Source organism: Natrinema sp. LJW11 (genome assembly GCF_056135975.1).
In genome coordinates this window covers 448,439-470,913 of the sequence record NZ_JBWBDM010000004.1, presented here as the reverse complement: position 1 = coordinate 470,913, position 22,475 = coordinate 448,439, and the positions used below count along the sequence as shown (strand labels likewise).

21 protein-coding genes are annotated in these 22,475 nt (G+C 66.5%); 12 read left to right on the top strand and 9 right to left on the bottom strand.

The window, feature by feature from the left end; all coding sequences use genetic code 11:
- Window positions 1–33 precede the first annotated feature (33 nt).
- Complete coding sequence (gene pheA, locus AC0QDI_RS14095; protein WP_474669166.1) at window positions 34–849, top strand: prephenate dehydratase; 816 nt, start codon at window positions 34–36, stop codon at window positions 847–849.
- A gap of 90 nt (window positions 850–939) precedes the next feature.
- Here the strand turns inward: pheA and AC0QDI_RS14090 are convergent, their stop codons facing one another.
- Window positions 940–1,098, bottom strand: coding sequence for a hypothetical protein (locus tag AC0QDI_RS14090; protein ID WP_474669164.1), 159 nt, complete (start codon window positions 1,096–1,098; stop codon window positions 940–942).
- A gap of 124 nt (window positions 1,099–1,222) precedes the next feature.
- Between AC0QDI_RS14090 and AC0QDI_RS14085 the strand changes: the two genes are divergently transcribed.
- From AC0QDI_RS14085 to AC0QDI_RS14075, 3 genes are all read left to right on the top strand, one after another.
- A complete protein-coding gene (locus AC0QDI_RS14085; RefSeq protein WP_474669162.1) occupies window positions 1,223–1,681 on the top strand; it encodes a peroxiredoxin in 459 nt (152 codons plus the stop codon).
- Between the two features lie 59 nt (window positions 1,682–1,740).
- The gene (locus tag AC0QDI_RS14080) at window positions 1,741–2,160 is read left to right on the top strand and encodes an Hsp20/alpha crystallin family protein (RefSeq protein ID WP_474669161.1); all 420 of its coding nucleotides are present in this window, start codon (window positions 1,741–1,743) and stop codon (window positions 2,158–2,160) included.
- Between the two features lie 166 nt (window positions 2,161–2,326).
- Entirely contained in the window at window positions 2,327–3,115 is a 789-nt protein-coding gene (locus AC0QDI_RS14075; RefSeq protein WP_474669159.1) for a hypothetical protein, read from the top strand.
- 87 nt (window positions 3,116–3,202) lie between these two features.
- Here the strand turns inward: AC0QDI_RS14075 and AC0QDI_RS14070 are convergent, their stop codons facing one another.
- Window positions 3,203–3,973, bottom strand: coding sequence for an SDR family NAD(P)-dependent oxidoreductase (locus tag AC0QDI_RS14070; RefSeq protein WP_474669157.1), 771 nt, complete (start codon window positions 3,971–3,973; stop codon window positions 3,203–3,205).
- Between the two features lie 275 nt (window positions 3,974–4,248).
- On the opposite strand from AC0QDI_RS14070, the gene leuS reads away from it, so the two are divergent.
- From leuS to AC0QDI_RS14050, 4 genes are all read left to right on the top strand, one after another.
- A complete protein-coding gene (leuS, locus tag AC0QDI_RS14065; RefSeq protein ID WP_474669155.1) occupies window positions 4,249–6,906 on the top strand; it encodes a leucine--tRNA ligase in 2,658 nt (885 codons plus the stop codon).
- A 308-nt stretch (window positions 6,907–7,214) separates the two neighbouring features.
- Complete coding sequence (locus AC0QDI_RS14060; protein ID WP_474669153.1) at window positions 7,215–9,464, top strand: methyl-accepting chemotaxis protein; 2,250 nt, start codon at window positions 7,215–7,217, stop codon at window positions 9,462–9,464.
- Window positions 9,461–10,225 (top strand): bacteriorhodopsin, encoded by a 765-nt coding sequence (locus AC0QDI_RS14055; RefSeq protein WP_474669151.1) that lies wholly within the window; start codon window positions 9,461–9,463, stop codon window positions 10,223–10,225. Before AC0QDI_RS14060 ends, AC0QDI_RS14055 begins: the two co-directional genes overlap by 4 nt.
- A gap of 139 nt (window positions 10,226–10,364) precedes the next feature.
- A complete protein-coding gene (locus AC0QDI_RS14050; RefSeq protein ID WP_474669149.1) occupies window positions 10,365–11,126 on the top strand; it encodes a YqjF family protein in 762 nt (253 codons plus the stop codon).
- 191 nt (window positions 11,127–11,317) lie between these two features.
- Here AC0QDI_RS14050 and thrC read toward each other — a convergent pair whose 3' ends face one another.
- The 5 genes from thrC to AC0QDI_RS14025 all read right to left on the bottom strand — a co-directional run bounded on the left by thrC (window position 11,318) and on the right by AC0QDI_RS14025 (window position 17,466).
- Window positions 11,318–12,541, bottom strand: coding sequence for a threonine synthase (gene thrC / locus AC0QDI_RS14045; protein WP_474669147.1), 1,224 nt, complete (start codon window positions 12,539–12,541; stop codon window positions 11,318–11,320).
- Between the two features lie 88 nt (window positions 12,542–12,629).
- Complete coding sequence (locus AC0QDI_RS14040) at window positions 12,630–13,628, bottom strand: ornithine cyclodeaminase family protein (protein WP_474669145.1); 999 nt, start codon at window positions 13,626–13,628, stop codon at window positions 12,630–12,632.
- Window positions 13,629–13,750: 122 nt separating this feature from the next.
- Window positions 13,751–14,524 (bottom strand): class I SAM-dependent methyltransferase, encoded by a 774-nt coding sequence (locus AC0QDI_RS14035; RefSeq protein ID WP_474669143.1) that lies wholly within the window; start codon window positions 14,522–14,524, stop codon window positions 13,751–13,753.
- A 385-nt stretch (window positions 14,525–14,909) separates the two neighbouring features.
- Window positions 14,910–16,577, bottom strand: a complete 1,668-nt coding sequence (gene thsA / locus AC0QDI_RS14030; RefSeq protein ID WP_474669250.1) for a thermosome subunit alpha — start codon at window positions 16,575–16,577, stop codon at window positions 14,910–14,912.
- A 331-nt stretch (window positions 16,578–16,908) separates the two neighbouring features.
- Entirely contained in the window at window positions 16,909–17,466 is a 558-nt protein-coding gene (locus tag AC0QDI_RS14025; RefSeq protein WP_273738640.1) for a KH domain-containing protein, read from the bottom strand.
- A gap of 244 nt (window positions 17,467–17,710) precedes the next feature.
- Here AC0QDI_RS14025 and AC0QDI_RS14020 point away from each other — a divergent pair, with 244 nt between their 5' ends.
- Window positions 17,711–18,469, top strand: coding sequence for a proteasome assembly chaperone family protein (locus AC0QDI_RS14020; protein ID WP_474669141.1), 759 nt, complete (start codon window positions 17,711–17,713; stop codon window positions 18,467–18,469).
- A gap of 49 nt (window positions 18,470–18,518) precedes the next feature.
- On the opposite strand, the gene AC0QDI_RS14015 is transcribed toward AC0QDI_RS14020, so the two are convergent.
- A complete protein-coding gene (locus AC0QDI_RS14015) occupies window positions 18,519–19,022 on the bottom strand; it encodes a metallophosphoesterase (RefSeq protein WP_474669139.1) in 504 nt (167 codons plus the stop codon).
- A gap of 87 nt (window positions 19,023–19,109) precedes the next feature.
- On the bottom strand, window positions 19,110–19,985 hold the full coding sequence (gene rio1 / locus AC0QDI_RS14010; protein WP_474669138.1) for a serine/threonine-protein kinase Rio1: 876 nt from the start codon (window positions 19,983–19,985) through the stop codon (window positions 19,110–19,112).
- 165 nt (window positions 19,986–20,150) lie between these two features.
- Here rio1 and AC0QDI_RS14005 point away from each other — a divergent pair, with 165 nt between their 5' ends.
- The 3 genes from AC0QDI_RS14005 to AC0QDI_RS13995 all read left to right on the top strand — a co-directional run bounded on the left by AC0QDI_RS14005 (window position 20,151) and on the right by AC0QDI_RS13995 (window position 22,402).
- On the top strand, window positions 20,151–20,519 hold the full coding sequence (locus tag AC0QDI_RS14005) for a 2Fe-2S iron-sulfur cluster-binding protein (RefSeq protein ID WP_474669136.1): 369 nt from the start codon (window positions 20,151–20,153) through the stop codon (window positions 20,517–20,519).
- Between the two features lie 61 nt (window positions 20,520–20,580).
- Window positions 20,581–21,993, top strand: a complete 1,413-nt coding sequence (locus tag AC0QDI_RS14000; RefSeq protein WP_474669134.1) for a selenium-binding protein SBP56-related protein — start codon at window positions 20,581–20,583, stop codon at window positions 21,991–21,993.
- 34 nt (window positions 21,994–22,027) lie between these two features.
- Window positions 22,028–22,402: a 2Fe-2S iron-sulfur cluster-binding protein gene (locus tag AC0QDI_RS13995; RefSeq protein WP_474669132.1), complete on the top strand. Its 375-nt coding sequence runs from the start codon at window positions 22,028–22,030 to the stop codon at window positions 22,400–22,402.
- Window positions 22,403–22,475: the final 73 nt, after the last annotated feature.

The window sequence follows — 22,475 nt, the reverse complement described above, 5'->3', positions numbered from 1 at the left end:
GTCTTTTGACCCGTAGCCTACTATCGGCGAGTAATGACTGCAGTGACGCTGGGACCCGAAGGAACCTATTCACACCGAGCGACGAGCGCGATCGCCGACGACGACGACGAGATCGACTTCCGGCAGTCGGTCACGGCGATCGTCGACGCCGTCGCCGCGGGCGAATACGACCGCGGCGTCATTCCCATCGAGAACAGCATCGAGGGCTCCGTGACGGAGAGTCTCGACGCCATCGCCGACTACGACGTCGCCGTCGTCCGCGAGATCGTCACGCCGATCCGACACGCCCTGCTCGCGCAGGGCCCCGAGTTCGATACCGTCGCCAGCCACTCGCAGGCGCTGGCGCAGTGTCGCACCTACCTCGATCGCGAGTACCCCGACGCCACGCTCGAGGCCGTCGCGAGCACGGCCCAGGGCGTCGAGTTTGCTCGCGACGATCCAACGATGGCGGGGATCGGTCACCCGGCGAACGCGGGCGGCGACCTCGAGGTGCTGGCCGAGGACATTCAGGATCAGGACTCGAACGCGACGCGCTTTTTGGCGATCGCACCCGCTTCGGAGCGCTCGACGGGCGGCGGCAAGACCTCGCTGGTAGTCTACCCGAACGCGAACTATCCCGGCCTGCTGCTCGAGTTGCTCGAGCCGTTCGCGGATCGGGATATCAACCTGACTCGCGTCGAGTCCCGACCGAGCGGCCAGCGACTGGGCGACTACGTCTTCCACGTCGACTTCGAAGCCGGACTCTACGAGTCGCGGACGAAGGAAGCGCTCGAGGATCTCGAAGAGCTCGCGGAGAACGGCTGGGTGCGACGGCTCGGCTCGTACGACACCGAACACGTCGTCGAATAGGGATTCGAGAACGTCGACCGACTCCCGGCGACTCGAAACTCGATCGAACGGACCGTCACGAACGCCGCGGAGACTGGGTGACGGAGACGGTCACTCGGTGGTCGTACTGCGTTCGGGACTGATCCACTCGCGAATCCGGCCGGCGTAGGTGGCCACACCGAGTCCCGCGACGAACGTCAGGAACGAGGGGACGAGGATCCACAGGAGGTCGGGGTGCTCCGAACCGGTGTGCAGTGCGGTATCGATCATGGGCCGATAGAGGCGAACGGGCGAGATAATTCGACCGACACGGGCAGAATTGACCGTTTTCGGTACTACTTCACGGCCGCTCGGGACCGCAAACTGTTTTTTCGCGCCCCGCGCTACCACGAGTATGCCACTCGCTGCAGGCGACGACGCGCCGACCGTGACCGCACGCAATCAGGACGGCGAGGAGGTCTCGACGGCGTTCGAGGAACCGACGGTCGTCTACTTCTACCCGAAGGACGAGACGCCGGGCTGTACGGTCGAAGCCAACCAGTTCCAGCGCGAACTCGAGACCTACCGCGAGGCCGGCGTCGACGTCTACGGCGTCTCGATCGACGACGTCGACTCCCATCGTGCGTTCTGTGACTCGGAGGGGCTCGAGTTCGACCTGCTGGCCGATCCCGACGCCGAGCTCGCCGACGCGTTCGACGTCGAACTGCGCGACAGCGGCGTGACTGCCCGGACGACGTTTTTGCTGTCCGACGGCGAAGTACAGGCGGTCTACGAGGGCGTCGATCCCGACGGCCACGCGCGCGACGTTTTGCTCGACGCGCTCGAGGACGGGCTCGTTACGCTCCCGGAGTAGCCGCTTCTGTCGTCGCACTGCGGGCAGAATTTATCCCCCTCGGGCCCCTACGCTCGAGCATGCGACGCAATCCGTTCGACAATATCGAGGAGCTGCTCGACCGCGTGAGCCGACAGGTCGAAGAGGGCATGACCGCAGGCGGGCTGCAGGTCCCCGGCTCGGTGCCGGTCGACGTCGCCGACACCGACGAGCAGTACGTCGTGACGGCTGACCTCCCCGGCTACGAGACCAACGACATCGAGTTGACGCTCTCGGACGGCACGCTGCGCCTCGAGGCCACCCGGACCGGCGAGGGGGAGCACGCCGAGGGCCGGTACATCCGTCGCGAGCGGACCGAAACGTCGGCGAGTCGCCGGATCCGCCTGCCGGAACCGGTCGACGAGGAGAGGGTCGCGGCCGGCTTCGAGAACGGCGTGCTGACGGTACACCTCCCGAAGGTTTCGGAGGGTGAGGACTCGAAGCGGATCGATATCGAGTAGCCGCGGCTGGAGCCCCTCGAAGCCGTCCGTTTTCGGTTGTAGAACGGTCGAGGAGCGACGCCGCGACGCGAACGCGGCGACGGCGTCCGCGCGGTCACACCACGGCCCGTCGCCGTGATCGGCCGTTTCCGGGCAGTTATTATGTCTCGGTGACAGTATCTCGGCCATGGTCCAAGTGGTCGCACTCGTCTTCGCGGGGGGCTTTCTCCTGTTCGGGGGTGTCGTACTGTCTCGAGCCGGCGAACTCGACGATCGAAGCGAAACGATCAGCGAACTCGCGTCGGCGGGCGACGAGCGGGTCGAACCGGGCGGCGAAGCGACGATCAGCGGTCCGGTTCGCGTCCTCGAGTCGGCGTCGCCGACGCGGACCAGCCCCGATCTGAACGAGAGCGATTCGGCCGCCCTCTGGGCGTGGCGGGTCCGCCAACGGAACGACAAATGGTGGCGGACCGCCGAGTCCGAACTCGCGATCGGCGAGTTCGCCATCGATCACAGCTGGGATCGCGTCCGCGTGGACGCAGCGACGCTGGCGACGGACGCGGACGACGATCCCTTCGATTCGCCGAATCTGTTCCTCGGCGATCCCGAGACGGAGTCCTATCTCGGCGAGCTCGGCCCGGTCAACCGCTTCCTCGAGCGAACCGGGCTGGCGGGCGAGGACGGCGTCGTCAGCGACCTCGAGTTCAACGTGAGCGTCGGCGGAAAGACCACCATGCCCGACAAGTATCAGGCCACCGCCGTCCGGGACGGCGACGAACTGGTCGTCCGGGGCGAACTGACCGAGACTACTGACGGGTACGTCCTGCGGGGGACCGACGAGACGCCGCTCGTGATCGCGACCGGAAGTCTCGAGGAGCAGCGGAAGCAGGTGCGCACGTCGGTCCGGCTCCGCCGGGCGGGCGGCGGGGTATTCGTCGGCCTCGGCCTGCTCGTCGCGGTTCTCGCCGTCCTCTGAGACGGTTTGCTGTCCCAATTTACCGGTGGGACCGCAGGACGGGTCGCGGTCCCACCGGCAATGACGGACAGGAGACCGTATGAGTTTTTAGTACCAGGCTCCGCCCGACGAGACGTTGATGTCCTGCCCCGTGACGTGGCGCGACGCCTCGCTCGCGAGGTGGACGGCCGTGTCCGCGACCTCCTCGGGCGGGACCAGTTCGTCGATCATGAGGCTCTCGAGGACCGTTCCCTCGACCGCCTCCGCGGGGACGCCCGCCGCCTCGGCCTGTCGCTCGAAGACGCCCCGGATCCGGTCGCCCTCGACCGGGCCGGGACAGATCGCGTTGACTGTGACGCCGTCGTCGCCGAACTCGGCCGCCAGCGCACGAGTCACACCGATCAGCCCCATCTTCGAGGCCGCGTACGGCCCCCGGTTGGCGTAGGGCCGTTTGCCGCCAATCGAGGAGATGTTGACGACGCTACCCCGCTCGGACTCGCGCAGATGCGGGGCCGCCGCCCGCGTGACGCGAGCCGCGCCGACGACGTTGACGTCCAGCGTCTCGAGCCACTCGTCGTCTGTCGTCTCCTCGAGGGGCACGGTGGGGCCGGCGATTCCGGCGTTGTTCACGAGACAGTCCAGCCCGCCGAAGGTCTCGATCGTCTCGTCGACGGCTGCTGCGACCGAGTCGCGATCGGTCACGTCGGTCTCGACCGCCAGCGTCCGCTCGGGGGCGTCGATCAGGTCCGCGGTCTCGTAGATGCCGTCGCTTCTGGCCGCGAGCGCGACGTTCGCGCCCTCGTCGGCGAACGCGACGGCTATTTCGCGGCCGAGTCCCTGACTCGCACCCGTGACGAAAACGGTGGAATCTGCTACCATACCACAGGATGGGACGAGACGAGAATAAAACCGCTTGCCTTCCGGAACCGCTCGGGACGGGCGTTCGGGACGGCTCGGGGTGGCGATCGGCCGAGTCAACGTCGGCGTCGACGGCCGCCGATAGCTCTGCGGGCCAGCCGCCGACAGCTCTGGGAGCCGGCCGCCGCTCCGTTCCGGCGGCTCGAGGGGCATTCGACGGGGGCGTTCGACGGCCTCGACGGGGTACGGTATGGAAAGCTATAGAACGGCGTCCCCTCCTATACGTATATAAGCAAATGAGCGACGCGGGATACGACCACGCGACGGTCGAACGGCGCTGGCAGGAGGCGTGGGACGAGGCGGACGTCTATCGGACGCCCGACGACGTCGAGGATCCGACGTACGTCCTCGGAATGTACCCGTATCCGTCGGGCAAACTCCACATGGGCCACGTCCGCAACTACACGATTACGGACGCGTACGCCCGGTATCGCCGAATGCGCGGCGACGACGTTCTCCATCCGATGGGGTGGGACGCGTTCGGTCTCCCCGCGGAAAATGCGGCCAAAGAGCGCGACACCAACCCCCGCGACTGGACGTTCGACTGCATCGAGACGATGACCGAACAGATGGAGTCGATGGGCTTTGGCTACGACTGGGAGCGGGAGATCGCCACCTGCACGCCCGACTACTATCGGTGGAACCAGTGGCTCTTCGAGCGGTTCCACGAGGAGGGGCTCGTCGAGCGCCGCGACGCCGAGGTCAACTGGTGTCCCCACTGCGAGACCGTCCTCGCCGACGAGCAAGTCGAGGGCGAGGCGGAACTCTGCTGGCGCTGCGATACGCCCGTCGAGCAGCGCGAACTCGAGCAGTGGTTCCTGCAGATCACCGAGTACGCCGACGAGTTACTGGAAGCGATCGACGACCTCGAGGGGTGGCCCAACTCGGTCCGCCAGATGCAGCGCAACTGGATCGGTCGGCAGTACGGGACGGAACTGGACTTCGAAATCCAGGACCACGGTTCAGTTACGGCCTTCACTACCCGCGTCGACACCGTTTACGGCGCGACGTTCTTCGCGCTCGCACCGGACCACCCGATTAGCGAGGAACTGGCCGTCGAAAACGAGGAGATCAGGGAGTTCGTCGACCACGAGGCCGACCCCGAGGGCGACGAACCCAACGGCGTCGAGACGGGACTGACCGCGACGAACCCAGTCACCGGCGAGGAGATTCCCGTCTACGTCGCCGACTTCGTCCTCTCCGACGTCGGAACGGGCGCGCTGATGGCCGTTCCGGGTCACGACGAGCGCGACCACGCGTTCGCACGGAAGATGGGGATCGACATCGAGCCCGTCATCGCCCTCGAACCGGACGGCTGGGACGGTGAGACGATTCCCGGCGCACCCGACGTGAGCGAGGCGGCGTACACCGACGACGGCGTCCTCGTCAACTCCGGCGAGTACTCGGGTCTCGAGAGCGAGGCGGCTCGCGAACGACTGACCGCGGACGTCGAGAGCGCCGAGGAGGCCACGCAGTACCAGCTGCGCGACTGGGGCATCTCCCGCCAGCGCTACTGGGGCACCCCGATTCCGGTGATCCACTGCGACGACTGCGGCCCCGTGATGGTCCCCGAGGAGGACCTGCCCGTCGAGTTGCCGGAGTTCATCAACACGACCGGAAACCCGCTGGACGCCGCCGAGGAGTGGAAGCGGACGACCTGTCCGGAGTGCGGTGGGGATGCGGTCCGGGAGACCGACACGATGGACACCTTCGTCGACTCCTCGTGGTACTTCCTGCGGTACGTCTCGCCGGGTCTCGAGGACGCGCCCTTCGACCGCGAGCGGGCCGACGACTGGATGCCCGTCGATCAGTACGTCGGCGGCATCGAACACGCCGTGATGCATCTGCTCTACTCGCGCTTTTTCACGAAGGTGCTCGCCGACCACGAGGGCTTAGAGCACCGGGAACCCTTCACGAACCTGCTCGCACAGGGGATGGTCCAGCTCGAGGGCGAGAAGATGTCCAAGTCGAAGGGTAACGTCGTCTCGCCCCAGCGGATCGTCGAGGAGTACGGGGCCGACACCGCGCGCCTGTTCATGATGCAAGCCGCTCAGCCCGAGCGCGACTTCGACTGGAGCGAGGAGGGGGTGCAGTCGACCTACGCCTTCCTCGATCGGCTGAAGGTGATGGTCGAGGACTTCACGTCGAACGAACCCGACGGCGACGACGACGCCGTCGCGAGCTACGTCGACGCGGAGATCGACGCGACGATCGCCATCGCCACTGACGAGTACGACGACCTGACGTTCAACAAGGCGCTGCGCGAAACGCAGGACTTGGTGCGGACGCTTCGACAGTATGCAGAGTACACCGAACCCCACGCCGAGACCTACGAGCGCGGCCTGTCGGCGGTCGTTCGCCTGCTCTCGCCGGTCGCTCCCCATCTCGCCGAAGCGTTGTACGAGACGCTGGGCAACGACGGGTTCGTCGCCGAGGCCGAGTGGCCGACCGCCGACGTCGACCGAGACTACGTCGCCAAGCGCCGTCGACTGGTCGCGAACACCCGCGAGGACATCCGCGACATCGTCGACGTTGCGGGGATCGAGGATCCGACGGCGATCGACGTGGTCGTCGCCCCCGACTGGAAGTACGACGCCCTCGAGATCGCGATCGAGAGCGACGCCGACAACCTGATCGGCGAGCTCATGCAGGAAAGCCACATCCGCGAGCACGGCGACGCCGCGGCCGACTACGGGCAGGACCTCCAGGCCGAACGCGAGGCGCTGTCGATGACGCTCGGGCCGGACGACGAACACGCGGCCCTCGAGTCCGCGGCGTGGCTGATCGAACGCGAGTTCGAGGCAGCGGTTCGCGTCGTTCGCGCCGACGAGGCCGACGACGACGTGCGCAAAAACGCCGAACCCGGTCGCCCGGCGATCGAGATAGACGACTGAACCCGACCCCGGTGATCGCCGCCACGTAAATCGAATCGCGCCTTCTGCGGAGAGACGATGGCAGTTCGCCGATATTCCGTCGATTTTCGCCCCGCTATCACCCGAGTAACTATAATTATATTTATCTGATTGGTTGATAGTCGAAAGCAAATGGCGGAACTAACGTCTCTAGAACTGATTCTCACGGGATAGTGTATGACTATCATTTGCGACAATCAGTCCAACCGATACATTCAATTGGGGCGGGTAAACATTGTTAAAGAAGACATCGGGTAGCGTCGCGCCGCCCGACGGCTCAACGAGACACTATGGCATTCGAGGACTATCTCCCTGATCGGCTCAGAGAAACGTACAGTGTAAAGATCGGTCTCATATTCTTGCTGGTCGTCGTAATGACGGTGCTGGTTTCCGCGCTCTTTTTGGGACACGTTTCCGGCACGGTCGGGCCGGCAGCGGAAGACCACTTCAGCGATCGAACCGCGGACCGAAGCGACGTCGCAGCGACCTGGCTCGAGACGAACGCCGAAACGGCGGACGGGCTGGCCGCGGATGCGACCGTCCGGGAGGGGACCGAGGCCGAGATCGGCGAACGGCTCGCGACGGCCCAGTCGGCGCGCGGGGACCGAATCAGCGAAGTCCACTATCTCGACGGCGACGGCGAGGTGCTCGCGAGTAGCGCGGACGGCGCGGTCGGCGAGAACTTCTTCGAAACGGCCGGCGTCGAGGGTCCCACCGACGGGCCCAGCGCCGCCCACGACGCGGTCGCGAGCGACGAGTCGGTGCTCTCGTTCGTCGCCGCGGTCGAGGACGAATCGGACCGCTACGTCGCCGTCTCCGCCCCCGCGAGCGCATTCGGCTCGACGCTCGAGACCGCAGACGACCGGCGGACGATCGTCACCGACGCGAACGGCGAGCGGATCGCGGCGGTCGGCGAGGCCGCGACGGTCGGCGACGACGCCGTCCTCGCCGCCGCTTCGCCGGTCGGAGACGGCGTCGCAACCGGGACCCCCGAGGACGCCGACACGGAGTTCGCGGCCACGTCGGCGGCGATCGACGTCGGCGGCGAATCGCTGACGGTTACGAGCTACGATACCGCGGCGGCAGTCTACGGCCCACAGCGGACCGCGACGTCGTCGCTAGTCGCCTTGCTGCTGGTCGTCATCCTCCACCTCGGCCTCGTCGGAGTCGTCCTCGGCGGGAACATCTCGCTGAACCTCCGGCGGCTCGCCGGCAAAGCCGAACGGATGGGCGACGGCGACCTCGACGTCGGTTTCGAGACCGACCGGATCGACGAGGTCGGATCGCTCTACGGCTCCTTCGCGTCGATGCGAGACTCGCTTCGGGAGACGCTGTCCGACCTCGAGGACCAGCGCGAACGCGCCCGCGAAGCCCAGCGTACGACCGAAGAGCGAAACCGCGAGCTCGAGGCCGAAGCCGAGCGCTACAGCGAGGTCATGGCGGCGTGTGCCGACGGTGACCTCCAGCGGCGTCTCGAGCCCGAGACGGACCACGAGGCGATGGTCTCGATCGCCGAGGCGTTCAACGAGATGATCGCCGATCTGGAGGAGACGGTCGCCCAGGTCAAGACGATCTCCGCGGCGGTCGCGCGGACGAGTACCGAGGTCCAGACCAGCTCCGACGAGATCCGGCGGGCGAGCGAAGAGGTCAGCACGTCGGTTCAGGAGATTTCGGACGGCTCCGCGTCGCAGGCCGAGGACCTGTCGGTGGCGTCGACCGAGGTCAAGGAGATGTCCGCGACCGTCGAGGAGGTCGCCGCCGCGACGAGTACCATCGCCGAGCAGTCCAGTCAGGTCGACGAACTGGCGACCGACGGCCAGCGGGCGGCCGCCGAGACGACGGCGGAGATGCACGCGGCCAGCGACCAGACGGAAGCCGTCGCCGAGACGATCCGGTCGCTGGACGAGGAGGCCGAACAGATTCAGGAGATCGTCGAGCTGATCGACGAGATCGCCGGCCAGACCAACATGCTCGCGTTGAACGCGGCAATCGAGTCCGCGCGATCCGAAAGCGCCTCGAGCGATAGCGGCGGCTTCCAGGCCGTCGCGGACGAGGTCAAGGAACTCGCAGCTGAGACCCAGAAAGCGGTCGACGACGTCGAAACTATGATCGAATCGATACAGCGGCGCGCGACGAAGAGTGCCACGCAGATCGAGGCGGCCGAATCGACGATCGGGTCGGCGACCGAACAGGTCGACTCGCTCTCGAACAGGCTCGACCGGATCGCGACGGAGATCGAACAGGTGACGATCGGCGTCCAGGAGATCGATCAGGCGACCGACGAACAGGCGGGGTCCGCCGAAGAGCTGGCGACGATCGTCCAGGACGTCGCGAGCGTCGCCGACGAGACGACCTCGCAGGCCCAGCAGGTCGCGGCGGCCGCCGAAGAGACGACTGCGACGATCACCGACGTCTCCGCCGAGGCGACGCGGCTCGACGAACGGGCGGCGAACCTCGCCGACGCCGTCGACGAGTTCACCGTCTCGACCGCGGAACCAGGGTCCACGACCGCCCCCGCACAGGGGGGTGAGACCCGATGATCCCCGAACACCAGCTCTATCGCTTCGCGTTCTACGCGATGGCGGTCGCGACGGTCGGCTTCCTCGGGTGGATCGCGACGCTACCCGCGGGAAAACGGCGGTACTACCTCCCGGTGCCGATCATCTGTGGCACGCTCGGGCTCGCGAACTTCGGGATGTCGATCGAGCTGTTCCGCATCACGACGGCCGGCGGTGCGCCGATCCCGATGAGCCGCTACGTCGACTACGTGATCGTGACGCCGATCATGGTCGGCATCGCGGGGCTGGTCGCCGGCGCGACCCGCCGACAGCTCGCCGCGCTCGTCGGCCTGAGCTTCGTCTGGGTCGGCACGAGCGCCGCCAGATATCTCGTCGATCCGACGCTGGCAGCGGTGATGAACGGTGTCACGATCGTCAGCCTGATCGGGATCGTCTTCCTGATGGTGTGGCCGATCACGAAACGCTCGGGCGAGCAAAGCGGCGAGCGCGTCCTGCTTTACGGGAAGCTCCGGAACTTGCTCCTGTTGCTCTGGGTGTTCTATCTGGTCATGGGGTTCGTCTCGCGACAGGGGCTCGGACTGCTCGACGCGTTCGGCGGTATCTTCGTCGCCTCCTACCTCGACATCCTCACCCGGATCGGGTTCGGCGTGCTGGTGTTGCGAGCGACCGACGCCACCGATCAGGTGATCGAGAGTCTCAAATCGCCGGATGCGGGTGACGACGGCTCGGACGGCGTCACGCTCGAGCGATCCGACGACACAGCGGTCGATCCGGCCGACTGACGCCGGCGCCACGGTCCGGCATCGGACAGCGGCCCTGTTCGCAGGGTAGTGGCAGAACCACCATCGAATTTGACAGCATTCTAGATAGTATTTACGTCGCCCCGTCGTCGGGTACTGACAGTACCTGTTGGTTCCGAGGATGACTGCACAACGCACGGATCCGTTCCGATGGAGGTTCGCAGGGGGATCGTCGCCGACCGCACCGCACGTCGCCTCGATGACCTGGCGCGACGGACTGTTCGTCCACTGGCCGGTCGATCCGGACGCCCTTCGACCGCACGTCCCCGGTCAACTGACTCTCGAGACCAGAGACGGTCGCGCCTGGCTGAGCGTGCTCCCGTTCGTGCTGACGAACGTGGGCCTCCGCGGGACGCCGTCGATCACCCGGCTGGCGTTTCCCGAACTCAACGTCCGGACCTACGTCCGCTATCGTGGCGATCCCGGGCTCTTCTTCTTCAGTATCGATCTCGACAGTTCGGTGGTCGCGGCAACGATCGGCCGAAGGACGAGATTGCCCGTCTACGACGCGAACATTCGAGTTGGAGCCACCGAGGAGAACCACGTCGCCTTCGCGAGCGAGCGCCGGCGGACGGACGGTAACACGCCCGCTCGATTCGCCGCGACCTACCGTCCCGACGGCGAGATCCGAACCGCCGAACCGGACACGCTCGAGCACTGGCTCACCGCCCGTCGGCGGTTCTACGCGCCGACCGCCAGCGGCGTCCTGGCCGGCGAGATCGCACACGATCCGTGGCCGCTCCAACCGGCCGCGGTGACGATCCACGAGAACACGATGCTCGAGGCCAACGGCCTGCCGACGCCGACCGGCGACCCGGTCGTCCACTACGCCGACGAGCTGTCGATGACCGGTTCGATTCCGCGACGGCTGCGCGGCACGTGAGTATCGCGAGCGGCCAGCAGTGAATCCAGAGTGGGCGCAGTTCGCTCGGCTACCAGCTTCCGCGAACGCAGCGAGTGAGAAGGCGTATCGGAGACGGTCAGAGGGACGAAACACAGCATCGAGAGACGTGGCGAGTCGAGACTCCCGAAACGCCCGATCGGCGGCGAGACACCCTCTGAGCGGGAGTGATCTTACGAACCGTATCGCTTCTTTACCTCGTCCAGCTCCGCCGCGATCTCCGTGGCGCTCCCGGACGCCTCCACGGCGCTCTTCGCGTCTTTCAGTCCGTAGCCGGTGACGACGGCGAGCACCGATTCGTCCTCGTCGATTATCCCCTTCGATAGCGCCTTTCGAATCCCCGCGATGGGGGCCGCCCCGGCGGGTTCGGCGTAGATTCCCTCGGCGCTACCGAGCGTCTTCTCCCCGCGGAGGATCTCGTCGTCGCTGACCACGACCGACGTACCGCCGCTCTCGTTCAGCGCTTTCACCGCCTTCACCGTGTTGCGCGGACGGCCGACTGCGATGCTGTCCGCGAGCGTGTTCGCGACGTCGTCGGTCGAGTCGTGTTCGTGGTACGCGTCGTGAATGGCGCTCGCACCCGCGGCCTGAACGCCGAGCATTTTCGGCGCTTCGTCGACGAACCCGAGATCGCGAAATTCGCGAAACCCCTTCCATCCGCCGTAGATCGTACAGCCGTCACCCATCGAGAACACCAGCCAGTCCGGCACGTCGCCCCGCGTTTGCTCGGCGAGTTCGTGACCGACGGTTCGCTTGCCCTCGACCTGGAACGGGTTGATCGCAGCGTTGCGGTTGTACCAGCCGAACTCCTCGGTCACCGCCATACTGAGATCGTAGGCTTCGTCGTAACTCCCCCGGACGGCGAGTACGTCCGCACCGTAGACCAGCGGTTGTGCGAGTTTCCCTTCGGGCGCATCGCCCGGAACGAAGATCCGACAGTCGACTCCGCCCCGGGCAGCGTACCCGGCGAGCGACGCCGCGGCGTTGCCGGTCGACGCGCACGTAACGACGTCGCGCCCGGCGTGGATCGCCTTCGTCACCGAAACGCTGGTCGCGCGGTCCTTCAGGACGCCCGTCGGATTGCGTCCGTCGTCTTTCACCCGCATCTCGACGCCCAGTTCGTCGCTGAGGCGCGGCGCATCGTAGAGGTCCGTTCCGCCCTCCTGCAACGTCACCGGCTCCGCGTCCGCCTCGACCGGGAGGAACGCCCGGTACTTCCACTGATCTCGGATATTCCCGTCGAGGGGTTCGTCAAAGCGCTCGCGGACGACGTCGTAGTCGTACTGCACCTCGAGTATCCCCTGAACGCCCGGGTGGTTCGAACAGGTGTAGACGATTTGCTCGGGGTCGTACGTCTCGCCACAGAGCGTACATTCGAGCGTCCGTACGTGTTCCATTGGTGTATCAAGACAGGAGCGAGAGCAAGTAGAAGTTACTCCCTGGCGACCGGCGATTCGATCGGCGGACGGCGGACCGCGAAGCGACTCACGGGGATCCCTCGAACCCGACCATGTCGAACCCGTAGCCCGCACCGTCCGCCGAGGCCCGTTCGTAAACCACCCGCGCGGCAGCCACGTCTTGAATCGCGAGTCCGGTCGAGTCGAACACCGTAATCCCGGTCTCGTCGGTCCGCCCCGCTTTCGATCCGACCACGAGTTCCCCGATCTCACCGTGAATGTCCGCGTCGCTCAACGTCCCAGCGCGGTAGGGGACGTTGATCTCGCCCGAGTGGGTGCACTGCTCGCGGTCGTCGATGACGATCGTCGCCGCCTCGAGCAGCGCATCTGCCAGCTCGTGTTTCCCCTCGGCGTCGGCCCCGATGGCGTTGACGTGCGTCTGCTCGCCGACGTCCTCGAGTCCCACGATCGGCTCCTCGACGGGCGTCACGGTCGACAGCACGTCGCAGTGCCCGGCTTCCGAAATCGAACCGCCGCGGACGTCGAAGCGGCCCTCGTAGGTCTCGACGAACCGCCGGACCCGCTCGTCGTCGGGATCCGAAACGACGACCGTCTCGATCGGCCGGACCTCGCTGATCGCCTCGAGTTGGGTATAGGACTGGACGCCGGCGCCGACGATGCCGAGACTCGAGGCGTCCTCGACGGCCAGATAGTCGGTCGCGACGGCCGCGGCCGCGCCGGTCCGCTTCATCGTGAGCGCCGTCCCGTCCATGATCGCCAGCGGAAACGCGGTCTCGGGATCGGAGTAGATCATCGTCCCCAGGACGGTCGGCAGGTCGTGGTCCGCGGGGTTGTCCGGGTGGACGTTGACCCACTTCAGCCCGGCCGCGTCCCACTCGCCGGTGTCGAGGTAGGCGGGCATCGACCGGAAGTCGCCGTTGTACTGCGGGAGGTCGATGTAGGATTTCGCGGGCATCTGCGTGGTTCCGCGCTCGAAGGCCGCGAACGCCTGCTCGACCGCGTCGATGACGTCCGCGAGCGCGGCGTGCTCGTCGACGTCGTCGCTGTCCAGAAGGAGCGTGTTCATACTGGCGAATATTGCGGGAGATCACTTAGTTCGTCGTGAATCCACGGCAACATGGGATTCGGGAACGCCCGGTATGGGTCCTGGTTCCACCGCTATGGTGAGCGGTCCCAGTTCCGGGGGCGTCAGGCCGCCGCCCGGAACAACACCACGCCGGTCCGATACGACTCGAGTCGGCGCTCGTCGCCGCCGTCGTCGTACTGAAACTCGAAGGCGTTCTCGAGTGCCGCCGGTGCGTCCGCCAGCAACGACCGAATCGCTCGGCGATCGTCGGCCGGCACGTCCATTCGGTCGAGCCAGGCGTCGACCTCGAGCCGGCGGCTCGTCTCGTGGACCGTCTCGACGGTCAGCCCCGCGGCTTCGAGCCAGTCGCGCCACTGCTCCCGAGAGTGGGTCTCGACGTGTCCCGAGTCCCGAATCCGCTCGATCCGATTGACGTACGCCGCCAGGTCGGGGTCGGCCGGCACGCAGAGATCCTCGAGCGCGAACGTCCCGCCCGGCGCGAGGACGCGTTCGACCTCGGCGAGAAACGCCTCGGGAGCCGGGAAGTGGTGCGCGGCGAAGCGGCAGGTGATCGCGTCGAACGAGTCCGTCGCGAAGGGGAGGCGTTCGGCATCGGTGACGGTCCCCTCGAGCCCGTCGTAGTCGGCCGTCGCCGTCGCGACCATCTCGGGGGAGAGGTCCGCCGCGACGACCCGCGGAGCGCCCCGGTCGGCGACGGCACCGGCGACGTGGCCCGCACCGGTGGCCACGTCGAGCGCCCGCGTCGCGCCCGCGGTCCAGTCGACGAGGCGCTCGAGGTCCGCGCCCTCCTTGAGGACGGCCCCGTCCCGGTAGCCGTCCGTCGCGCCGCTGAAGGCGGTCGCTACGTCTCGCTTTCTGTCGGCGTCGTTCGTCACGACCGATTCTTGTATCTAAACATACATGAGGGTTGCGAGGCGACGGCACTCGAGTCTCGATCGATTCGATTCATGGGAGCGCGAACTACGGGAGTAGGGGATCCGGGAGCGCTACCGAAAGAGAGAACGACAAAATGGGGCCGACTGCAGTGGGCAATGCGGGTGGAAGTCCTCCGTTCACACCGCGAGGGACGCAGGCCCGAGCGGGCCGACGACCGATGTGGAGGTCCCGAAGGGACCGGAACGGACGGAGGAGTGCTTTTATACTAAATTTTGCCGAGGGCGCGGTTTCGCCGCGCCCGCAGAGCAAAATTTAGTTCTGGCTCGCGGGTCGCGTTCGCTCCCCGCTCGCCTTTCAGAGGTCTTCGCTTCGCTCAGACCTCTCTTACATCATGCCGCCCATGCCGCCGCCCATACCGCCCATGCCGCCGCCCATGCCACCGCCGGGGCCACCCGGCGGCATCTCTTCGTCATCGTCGTCGTGGGAGACCGCGAGGTCGCCCGCGGCGATGACGTCGTCGATGCGAAGCAGCATGACGGCCGCCTCGGTGGCGGACTCGATCGCCTGCGTCTTCACGCGGAGCGGCTCGTAGACGCCCTCGGCGTCCATATCGATGGTGTCGCCGGTGTAGGCGTCGAGCCCGGCACCCGTGTCGCCGCCGTCGTGGGCGCTGCGCAGCTCCACGAGGGAGTCGATTGGGTCGAGCCCGGCGTTCTCGGCCAGCGTGCGCGGAATGACCTCGAGCGCGTCGGCGAATGCCTCGACTGCGAGCTGTTCGCGGCCGCCGACGGAGTCGGCGTAGTCGCGCAGCGAGAGCGAGACGTCGATCTCGGGTGCGCCGCCGCCGGCGAGCACCTTACCGTCCTCGACGGTCGTACGAACGACGCCCAGCGAGTCCTCGATCGCGCGGTCGATCTCGTCGATGACGTGCTCGGTGCCACCGCGGAGGATCAGGGTGACGGCCTTCGCGTCCTCGACGTCTTCGACGAAGATGCGCTGGTCGCCGGCGATCTCCTTCTGGGCGACGCTACCGGCGGCACCCAGGTCGTCCTCGGTCAGGTCGTCGACGCTCGAGACCGGCGTCGCGCCGGTCGCGCGGGCGAGCTGGGCCTGGTCACTGGACTTGACGCGACGGACGGCGATGATGCCCTCCTGTGCGAGGTAGTGCTGGGCCATGTCGTCGATGCCGCCGTCGACGAAGACGACGTCGGCGCCGACGTCGGCGACCGCTTCGGCCATCTCGCGAAGCTGAGCCTCCTCCTGCTCGAGGAACTGCTCGAGCTGGTCGGGGTCGGTGACGTTGACTTCGGCGTCGATCTCGGTCTCCTTGATCTCGAGGTCGCCGTTGACGATCGCGACGTCGGCGTCCTCGGCGAAGTACGGCATGTTGTCGGAGACGCGTTCCTTGTCGACGATGACGCCTTCGACGAGTTCGGAGTTCTCGACGGAGCCGCCGACGACCTTCTCGACTTTGATGTTGTCCGTGTCGACGCCGTCGTCGTCCGCGACTGCGCGGACGGCCTCGACGACGAGTCGCGAGAGCAGGTCCTTGGCGTTCTCCGCGCCCTTGCCGGTCATCGCCGTCGCGGCGATCTGCTCGAGGATCTCGGTGTCGCCCTCGTCGACGTCGATGGCGATCTCTTCGAGCGCCGCGGTGGCTTCCTCGGCGGCCTCTCGGTACCCCTGGGCGAGGGTGGTCGCGTGGATGTCCTGGTCGAGGAGGTCCTCGGCCTGGCTGAGGAGTTCGCCGGCGATGACGACGGCGCTGGTGGTGCCGTCACCGACCTCTTCCTCCTGGGTCTCGGCGACTTCGACGATCATGTCGGCCGCGGGGTGGTCGATCTCCATCTCCGAGAGCAGCGTGACGCCGTCGTTGGTGACGATGACGTTGCCCGAGGAGTCGACGAGCATCTTGTCCATCCCCTTCGGGCCGAGCGTCGTCCGAACGGACTCGGCGACGGCCTTCCCGGCCTGTACGTTCATCGACTGCGCGTCCTCTCCGGAGGTTCGCTGACTGTCCTCCGAGAGTACGATAAGGGGCTGATTGCCCATCTGCTGTTGAGCCATAGTCACTCGAGTGATTGTTTGTGATTCTATATAAGGCTTTCTCTATCAGATGGAGGAGTGTGCTCGAGGCGGCCCCTGTCTGGCGTTTTCGATCCGATGGGCGTTCGGGTATATATGGTCACACTGCGTGAGAATCGTCGAACGGCTGCGCGTCGCCGGTGATTGTAGCGACGTTCGGACAGCCGCGGGAAACCGAACTCGGCCGGTCAGCTGACAGGACGCGTGGAGGTGTGTCAACGACGCGAACGAACCAGTCGAATACCGCTGTATCGACGGAGCGGAGGAAAACCGAGTCGTGAGTGCCCCGAGTGTTCGGTTAGGACTGGCCGCCGGGGAACCGGTGGTACTCCATCCCCTTGTGTTTCATCTCGTTGTGCTTCTCCTCGAGGAAGGAGTAGACCGCGCCGTGGGGTGCCCCGTCGAGGAGCATCTCGGCGGCGCTGCGGACCACGTCGACCTCCTGCGGGCCGCCGATGACGCCGAGCGTCGAGCCGTAGATGACGACGTCGGCCCCGGTCAGCTCCTCCATCAGTTCGCGGGTCCGGCCGCTCTCGCCGATGAGCCGGCCCTTCTTGCGTTTCATGTCGGTCTTGTTGCGCGAGGCGGCGTCGATGTCGACCACGTCGAACAACATCATGTCGTCCTCGAGCAGTCGCAGGGCGTCTTCGGGTGCGAATCCGCGGCCGATCGCGCGAACGATCTCGGGGCCTTTGAGGCCGAGTACGGGATCGCCGACGGTTTCGACGGCGACGGAGCCGTTCTCCGAGTCGATGTCGAGTCGCACTTCCGCTTCCGCCTCGATCTCGCGCATCGTCTCGCCTCCTTCACCGATGAGAACGCCGATGCGGTCCTGCGGAATCTTCACGTGCTGCATACGGTCCGCTACTGGCTGGGTGAGGTTAAGACCTTGGTCCGCGAGCACTGGGTGGCTCGTGACACCGACGCACGCGGCCGTCTCGGTCGCCGGTGGCCGACCCGAGCCGTCGACGGATCGGATTCGATGCCGGTTCGCGATGGCCGGGACTCCCGCCGCGAGCCGACCCGCGGATGACCGTCCGACGGTTCCGCGGTCAGCGCGGGGCTGCTCTTATAAGTCGCGCTCGAACGTAGCGAACGGTATGGCACCCGAACCGGTGTACGACGTGTCCGTCTCGACAGACGACCCGCTCGAGGGGACGCTGCTCGTCGGGCTCGCGAACGTCGGACTGGCGGGACTCACGGCCGTCGACTACCTCGTCACACACCGCGAGTTCGAACGAGTCGGGTACGTTCGATCCCGCGGCCTGCCGGAGATCACCCCGGTCGAAAACGGCGAACCGCGACATCCGATGCGCGTGTACGCGTCGACGCAGATCGACTGCACCGTGTTGCTCAGCGAACTGTTCGTCCCGGTGTGGACTGCAGACGCGTTCGTCGACGGGGTTCTGGAGTGGATCGACTCGACCGACATCGACGAGCTGGCCGTCTTTCACGGCGTTCCGTATCCGCACGGCCCGGACGAACACGACGTCTTCTCCGTCGCCACGCCGGAGTACAGGGACCGTCGGCTCGCGGAGTCGACCGTCTCGCCGGTCAGCGGGGGCGTCCTCGACGGCGTCGCGGGCGCACTGACGAGACGCAGTCTGGAACGGGAAGCCCCGCCGCTCGGCGCGTTCGTCACCCCGACGCATCCGCCCGGGCCGGACCTCGAGGCGTCACTTCGGTATCTGGAACTGCTGGAAACCGTCTACGGGCTCGAGATCGACGACGAACAGCTTCGCGAACGGGCCACGGAGCTCCAGCGGTACTACGGTGAGCTCGCGGATCGAATGGAGGCGCTCGAGTCCCAGGCGAACCCCGAGAATCGGAGTTTCCCGGAGGATCGAATGTTCATGTGAACGCGGGAGCCGGCGGCGGCCGGCACCGCTCGATCGGCCGTCGAAACGGCTACTCGAGCACCGATCGGAACCGCACCGATTCCGAGCGCGTGTCGAGGACCGCGACGGTCCGGTCCTCCTCGGACTTCGGCAGGAAGTGGGCACCGGGGTTGAGTACCGTCGTCCGTCCGTCATCGGCGAGCTCGCGCTCGTGGTGGTGACCGTAACAGACGAAGTCGTACGTCTCGCCGGCCGCGATCGCTTCGACCTCGGCTTTGCTCTCGCCGTGGAGGACTGCAAGGGAGAGCCCGTCGAACTCGAGATCCGCGAACCGGCCGTGAAGCTGGCTCTCACCGCCCAGCGAGTCGAACGCGGCCTGCAGGTTGGCGACGTCGCCGTCGTTGTTCCCGAGAACGCCGTGGAGTTCGAACGCCTCGAAGGAGGGCACGATCAGCGGGGCGACGAAGTCGCCGCAGTGGATGACGATCTCGACCCCTTCCTCCCGAAAAATCTCGGTGGCGCGTTCGGTCGCCTCGGCGTTATCGTGCGTGTCCGAAATGATGCCGACGTTCATACTCGTTCGCGCGCGGGCGAGCCACTAAGGCGTTCGGGACGCCTCGGCGACAGAGGGCTTCAGGACGACTAGACGGCAGTGGGGCGATCAGCTCCGCGACGGATCCGGCTCCGGACTCGTGACGAACTCGAACAGTTCGTCGCCGGTCACCGCGAGCCCCTGCCGGGAGAAGAAGCTCGCCACGTTCCGACAGTCTCGTTCGAGGAACTCGCGGCTGTTGGGGTGGTGGACGGTGACGGCCTGCCCGAGATCGATGAACACGAGCTGGCCCTCGCTCTCGTCGAAGACGACGTTGTACTCGCTCAGGTCGCCGTGGATCAGCCCCGCCGAGTAGAGTCGGCGCATGTACTCGCGCATGACCTCGTAGGCCGTCTGGGGATTCTCGATCTGGACCTCGCCGAGGCGTTTCGCGCGACCGTCCTCGGTGCCGATGTACTCCATGACCAGCACGTTGCGCTCGGTGGCGAGCGGTTCGGGCACCCGCACGCCGGCCGCCTGCGCTCGCCGGAGGTTCGCCAGTTCCTTCTTGGTCCACGCGAGGACGACGTCTTTCTTCTTGCCCCCCAGACCCTCGAAGCGGGGGTCGCCCTCGAGGTAGTCGCGCATCTGCGTGAAGTTCGAGGCGTTGATCCGGTAGATCTTGACCGCGACCTCGCGGTCGTCGCCCTGCGCGAGGTAGACGTTGGCCTCTTTGCCCGTCGAGAGCGGGCCGCCAAAGGCCTCGACGTAGCCGTCCTGGACGAGCTTGTAGAGCGCCGCCAGCGTCGCGTCGTCGAACACCGACTGCTCGACCTTGAACTGGTCGGCGTCCTTGATCCGCTCCTCGAACTGCTCGAACTTCCGATCGCGCTTGCGAGCGATGCGATCGGCGTCGGTCTCCGAGACGTCGATCTCCTCCCACTCGTCGCCCGGGCTCTCGACGTCCTCGAGGTCGACCAGTCCGAACTCCGTTCCCTGTCCCATCTGTCCGGCTCTACGGGTCGGGTGCGGGTAAATACTGGGTATCGGTCGGCCGTTCTCGAGCCGACGCGACCGGGCGAGCGCTCGCGTCTCCCTTTTCCGACTGCCCGTCGTAGCACCGAATATGAGTCGCACGATCGAACGGCGTTCGACAGCCGAGGGACACCGATGACGGAGTACGACGTGACGCTCGAGCGGACCGACGGCCCGTCCCGAACGATCGCCGTCGACGAGGACGAGACGGTGCTCGAGGCGGCCCAGCGGGCCGGCGTTCGGCTCCCGTACGACTGTCGGACGGGAACGTGTATCACCTGCGTCGGTCGGCTGATCGGACTCGAGGCCGGAGAGGACGGCGAAACGGATCGCCCGCTCGACGTCGCCGACGCGTTCACCTATCGACGGACGCCTGCGGCGCTGACCGAGACCGAACGCGCGGACGGCTACCTCCTGCTCTGTATCGCCTCGCCGCGGGCCGACTGCCGCCTCGAGGTCGGTCCGCGGGTCCGCGCCGAAGTCGGCGACAGCCCCTGGGCGTAATTCCCGCCCGCTCTCGTCACCCCCGACCAGATTTATCTACTCGTTCGTGGTCGGTACACCCATGAGTGATGCTAGCACACCAGACGACGTCGAATCGAGCCACGATCACGAGCACCACCACGAGGGACCCGGCTACGCGACGCCTCAGGCCGCCATCGAAGAGGGTGAGCGCGAACGGTTGGCCTACGTGATGAGCCTCTACGTCGGCACCGACGTCGACGCGCCGGACTTCGTCTCGGTCGTCGATCTCGATCCCGACTCGGACACGTACTGCGAGATCGTCGACCGCATCGAACTGCCGAATCGCGGCGACGAACTCCACCACTTCGGGTGGAACGCCTGCTCGTCGTCGTGTCACGTCGAGGGCCTCGAGCGGCGACACCTGATCGTCCCTGGCCAGCGCTCCTCGCGGATCCACGTGATCGACGCGCAAGACCGACGGAACCCCGAACTCGAGACGGTGATCAAACCCGAGGAAGTCTTCGAGTACGATCTCTCGGCACCGCACACCGTCCACTGCATCCCGGACGGAGAGATCCTGATCAGCATGCTCGGTGACGCCGACGGCGAGTTGCCGGGCGGCTTCCTCGAGTTGAACGAGGACTTCGAGATCGAGGGCCGATGGGAGCCGCCGGGCGAGATCGAGATGAACTACGACTACTGGTACCAGCCCCGCCAGAACGTGATGGTCTCGAGCGAGTGGGCCGCCCCCAAAACGTACTACCCCGGGTTCGATCTCGAGGACGTCGAGGAAGGGAACTACGGCCGGCGGCTCCACTTCTGGGACTGGGAGGCGGGCACCGTCGAGCAGACGATCGATCTCGGCGAGGAGGGACTGATCCCCCTGGAGGTGCGCTTCCTCCACACCCCCGAGTCGACCCACGGGTTCGTCGGAGCCGCGCTCTCGTCGAACGTCTTCCACTTCTGGTACGATGACGACGCGGACGGCGGCGACGGAGCGTACCGCGCCGAGAAGGTGATAGATTTCGAGAGCCGGGAGCACGACGACTGGGACATGCCGGTCCCCGCGCTCCCGACGGACATCCTGATTTCGATGGACGATCGCTACCTGTTCGGCTCGAACTGGCTCCACGGCGAGGTCTGGATGTACGACGTCTCGGACCCGTCGAACCCGCGGCGGGCCGACTCGCTGTCCGTCGGCGGCACCTTCGGCGAGGTCCAGGAGGTTCAGGGCCGCGAACTGGCCGCCGGCCCGCAGATGATACAGCTCTCGCTGGACGGCGAACGCCTCTACTGGACCACCTCGCTGTTCTCCTCGTGGGACGACCAGTTCTACCCCGAGGAGGCCGAGCGCGGGTCCGTCATGCTGAAAGCCGACGTCGATCCCCGGAAGGGGACGATGGAACTCGACGAGGACTTCCTGGTCGACTGGGGAGAGTGTCCGGAGGGGCCCGCCCGCGCCCACGAGATCCGGTGGCCCGACGGCGACTGCACGAGCGACGTCTGGCAGTGATCGCCGCGGGTAATCGTCCGGAGAGAGCGGAGCCATGACGAGCCACGACGTGACCCTCGAGTGGCCCGACGGCCGAACGCGGACGATCGGGGTTCGCGAAGACGAGACGGTCCTCGAGGCCGCCGAACGGAACGATATCGGGCTCCCGTACGGCTGTCGTACCGGTGCCTGCGGGACCTGTACGGGACGGCTACTCGAGGCCCACGGGACGGAACCCGGAGACGACGGCGATACGGGAGGAGCCGGTATCGACGCCGTATTCGCGTATCGCCGTCCGCCTCGAGCCCTGAAGGATCGACACCGAGCGGACGGCTACGTCCTGTTGTGTATCGCCACACCGCGAACCGACTGTCGGATCGCCGTCGGCTCGACCGTCCACAGCGAACTGGTGGACAACCCGTGGAAATAGTGGGCCTCGCCCCGACTCGAGTCGGGTCGAAACGGAGCGGCCGCCCCGCGGTCAATACCATTAACGGGTGCGA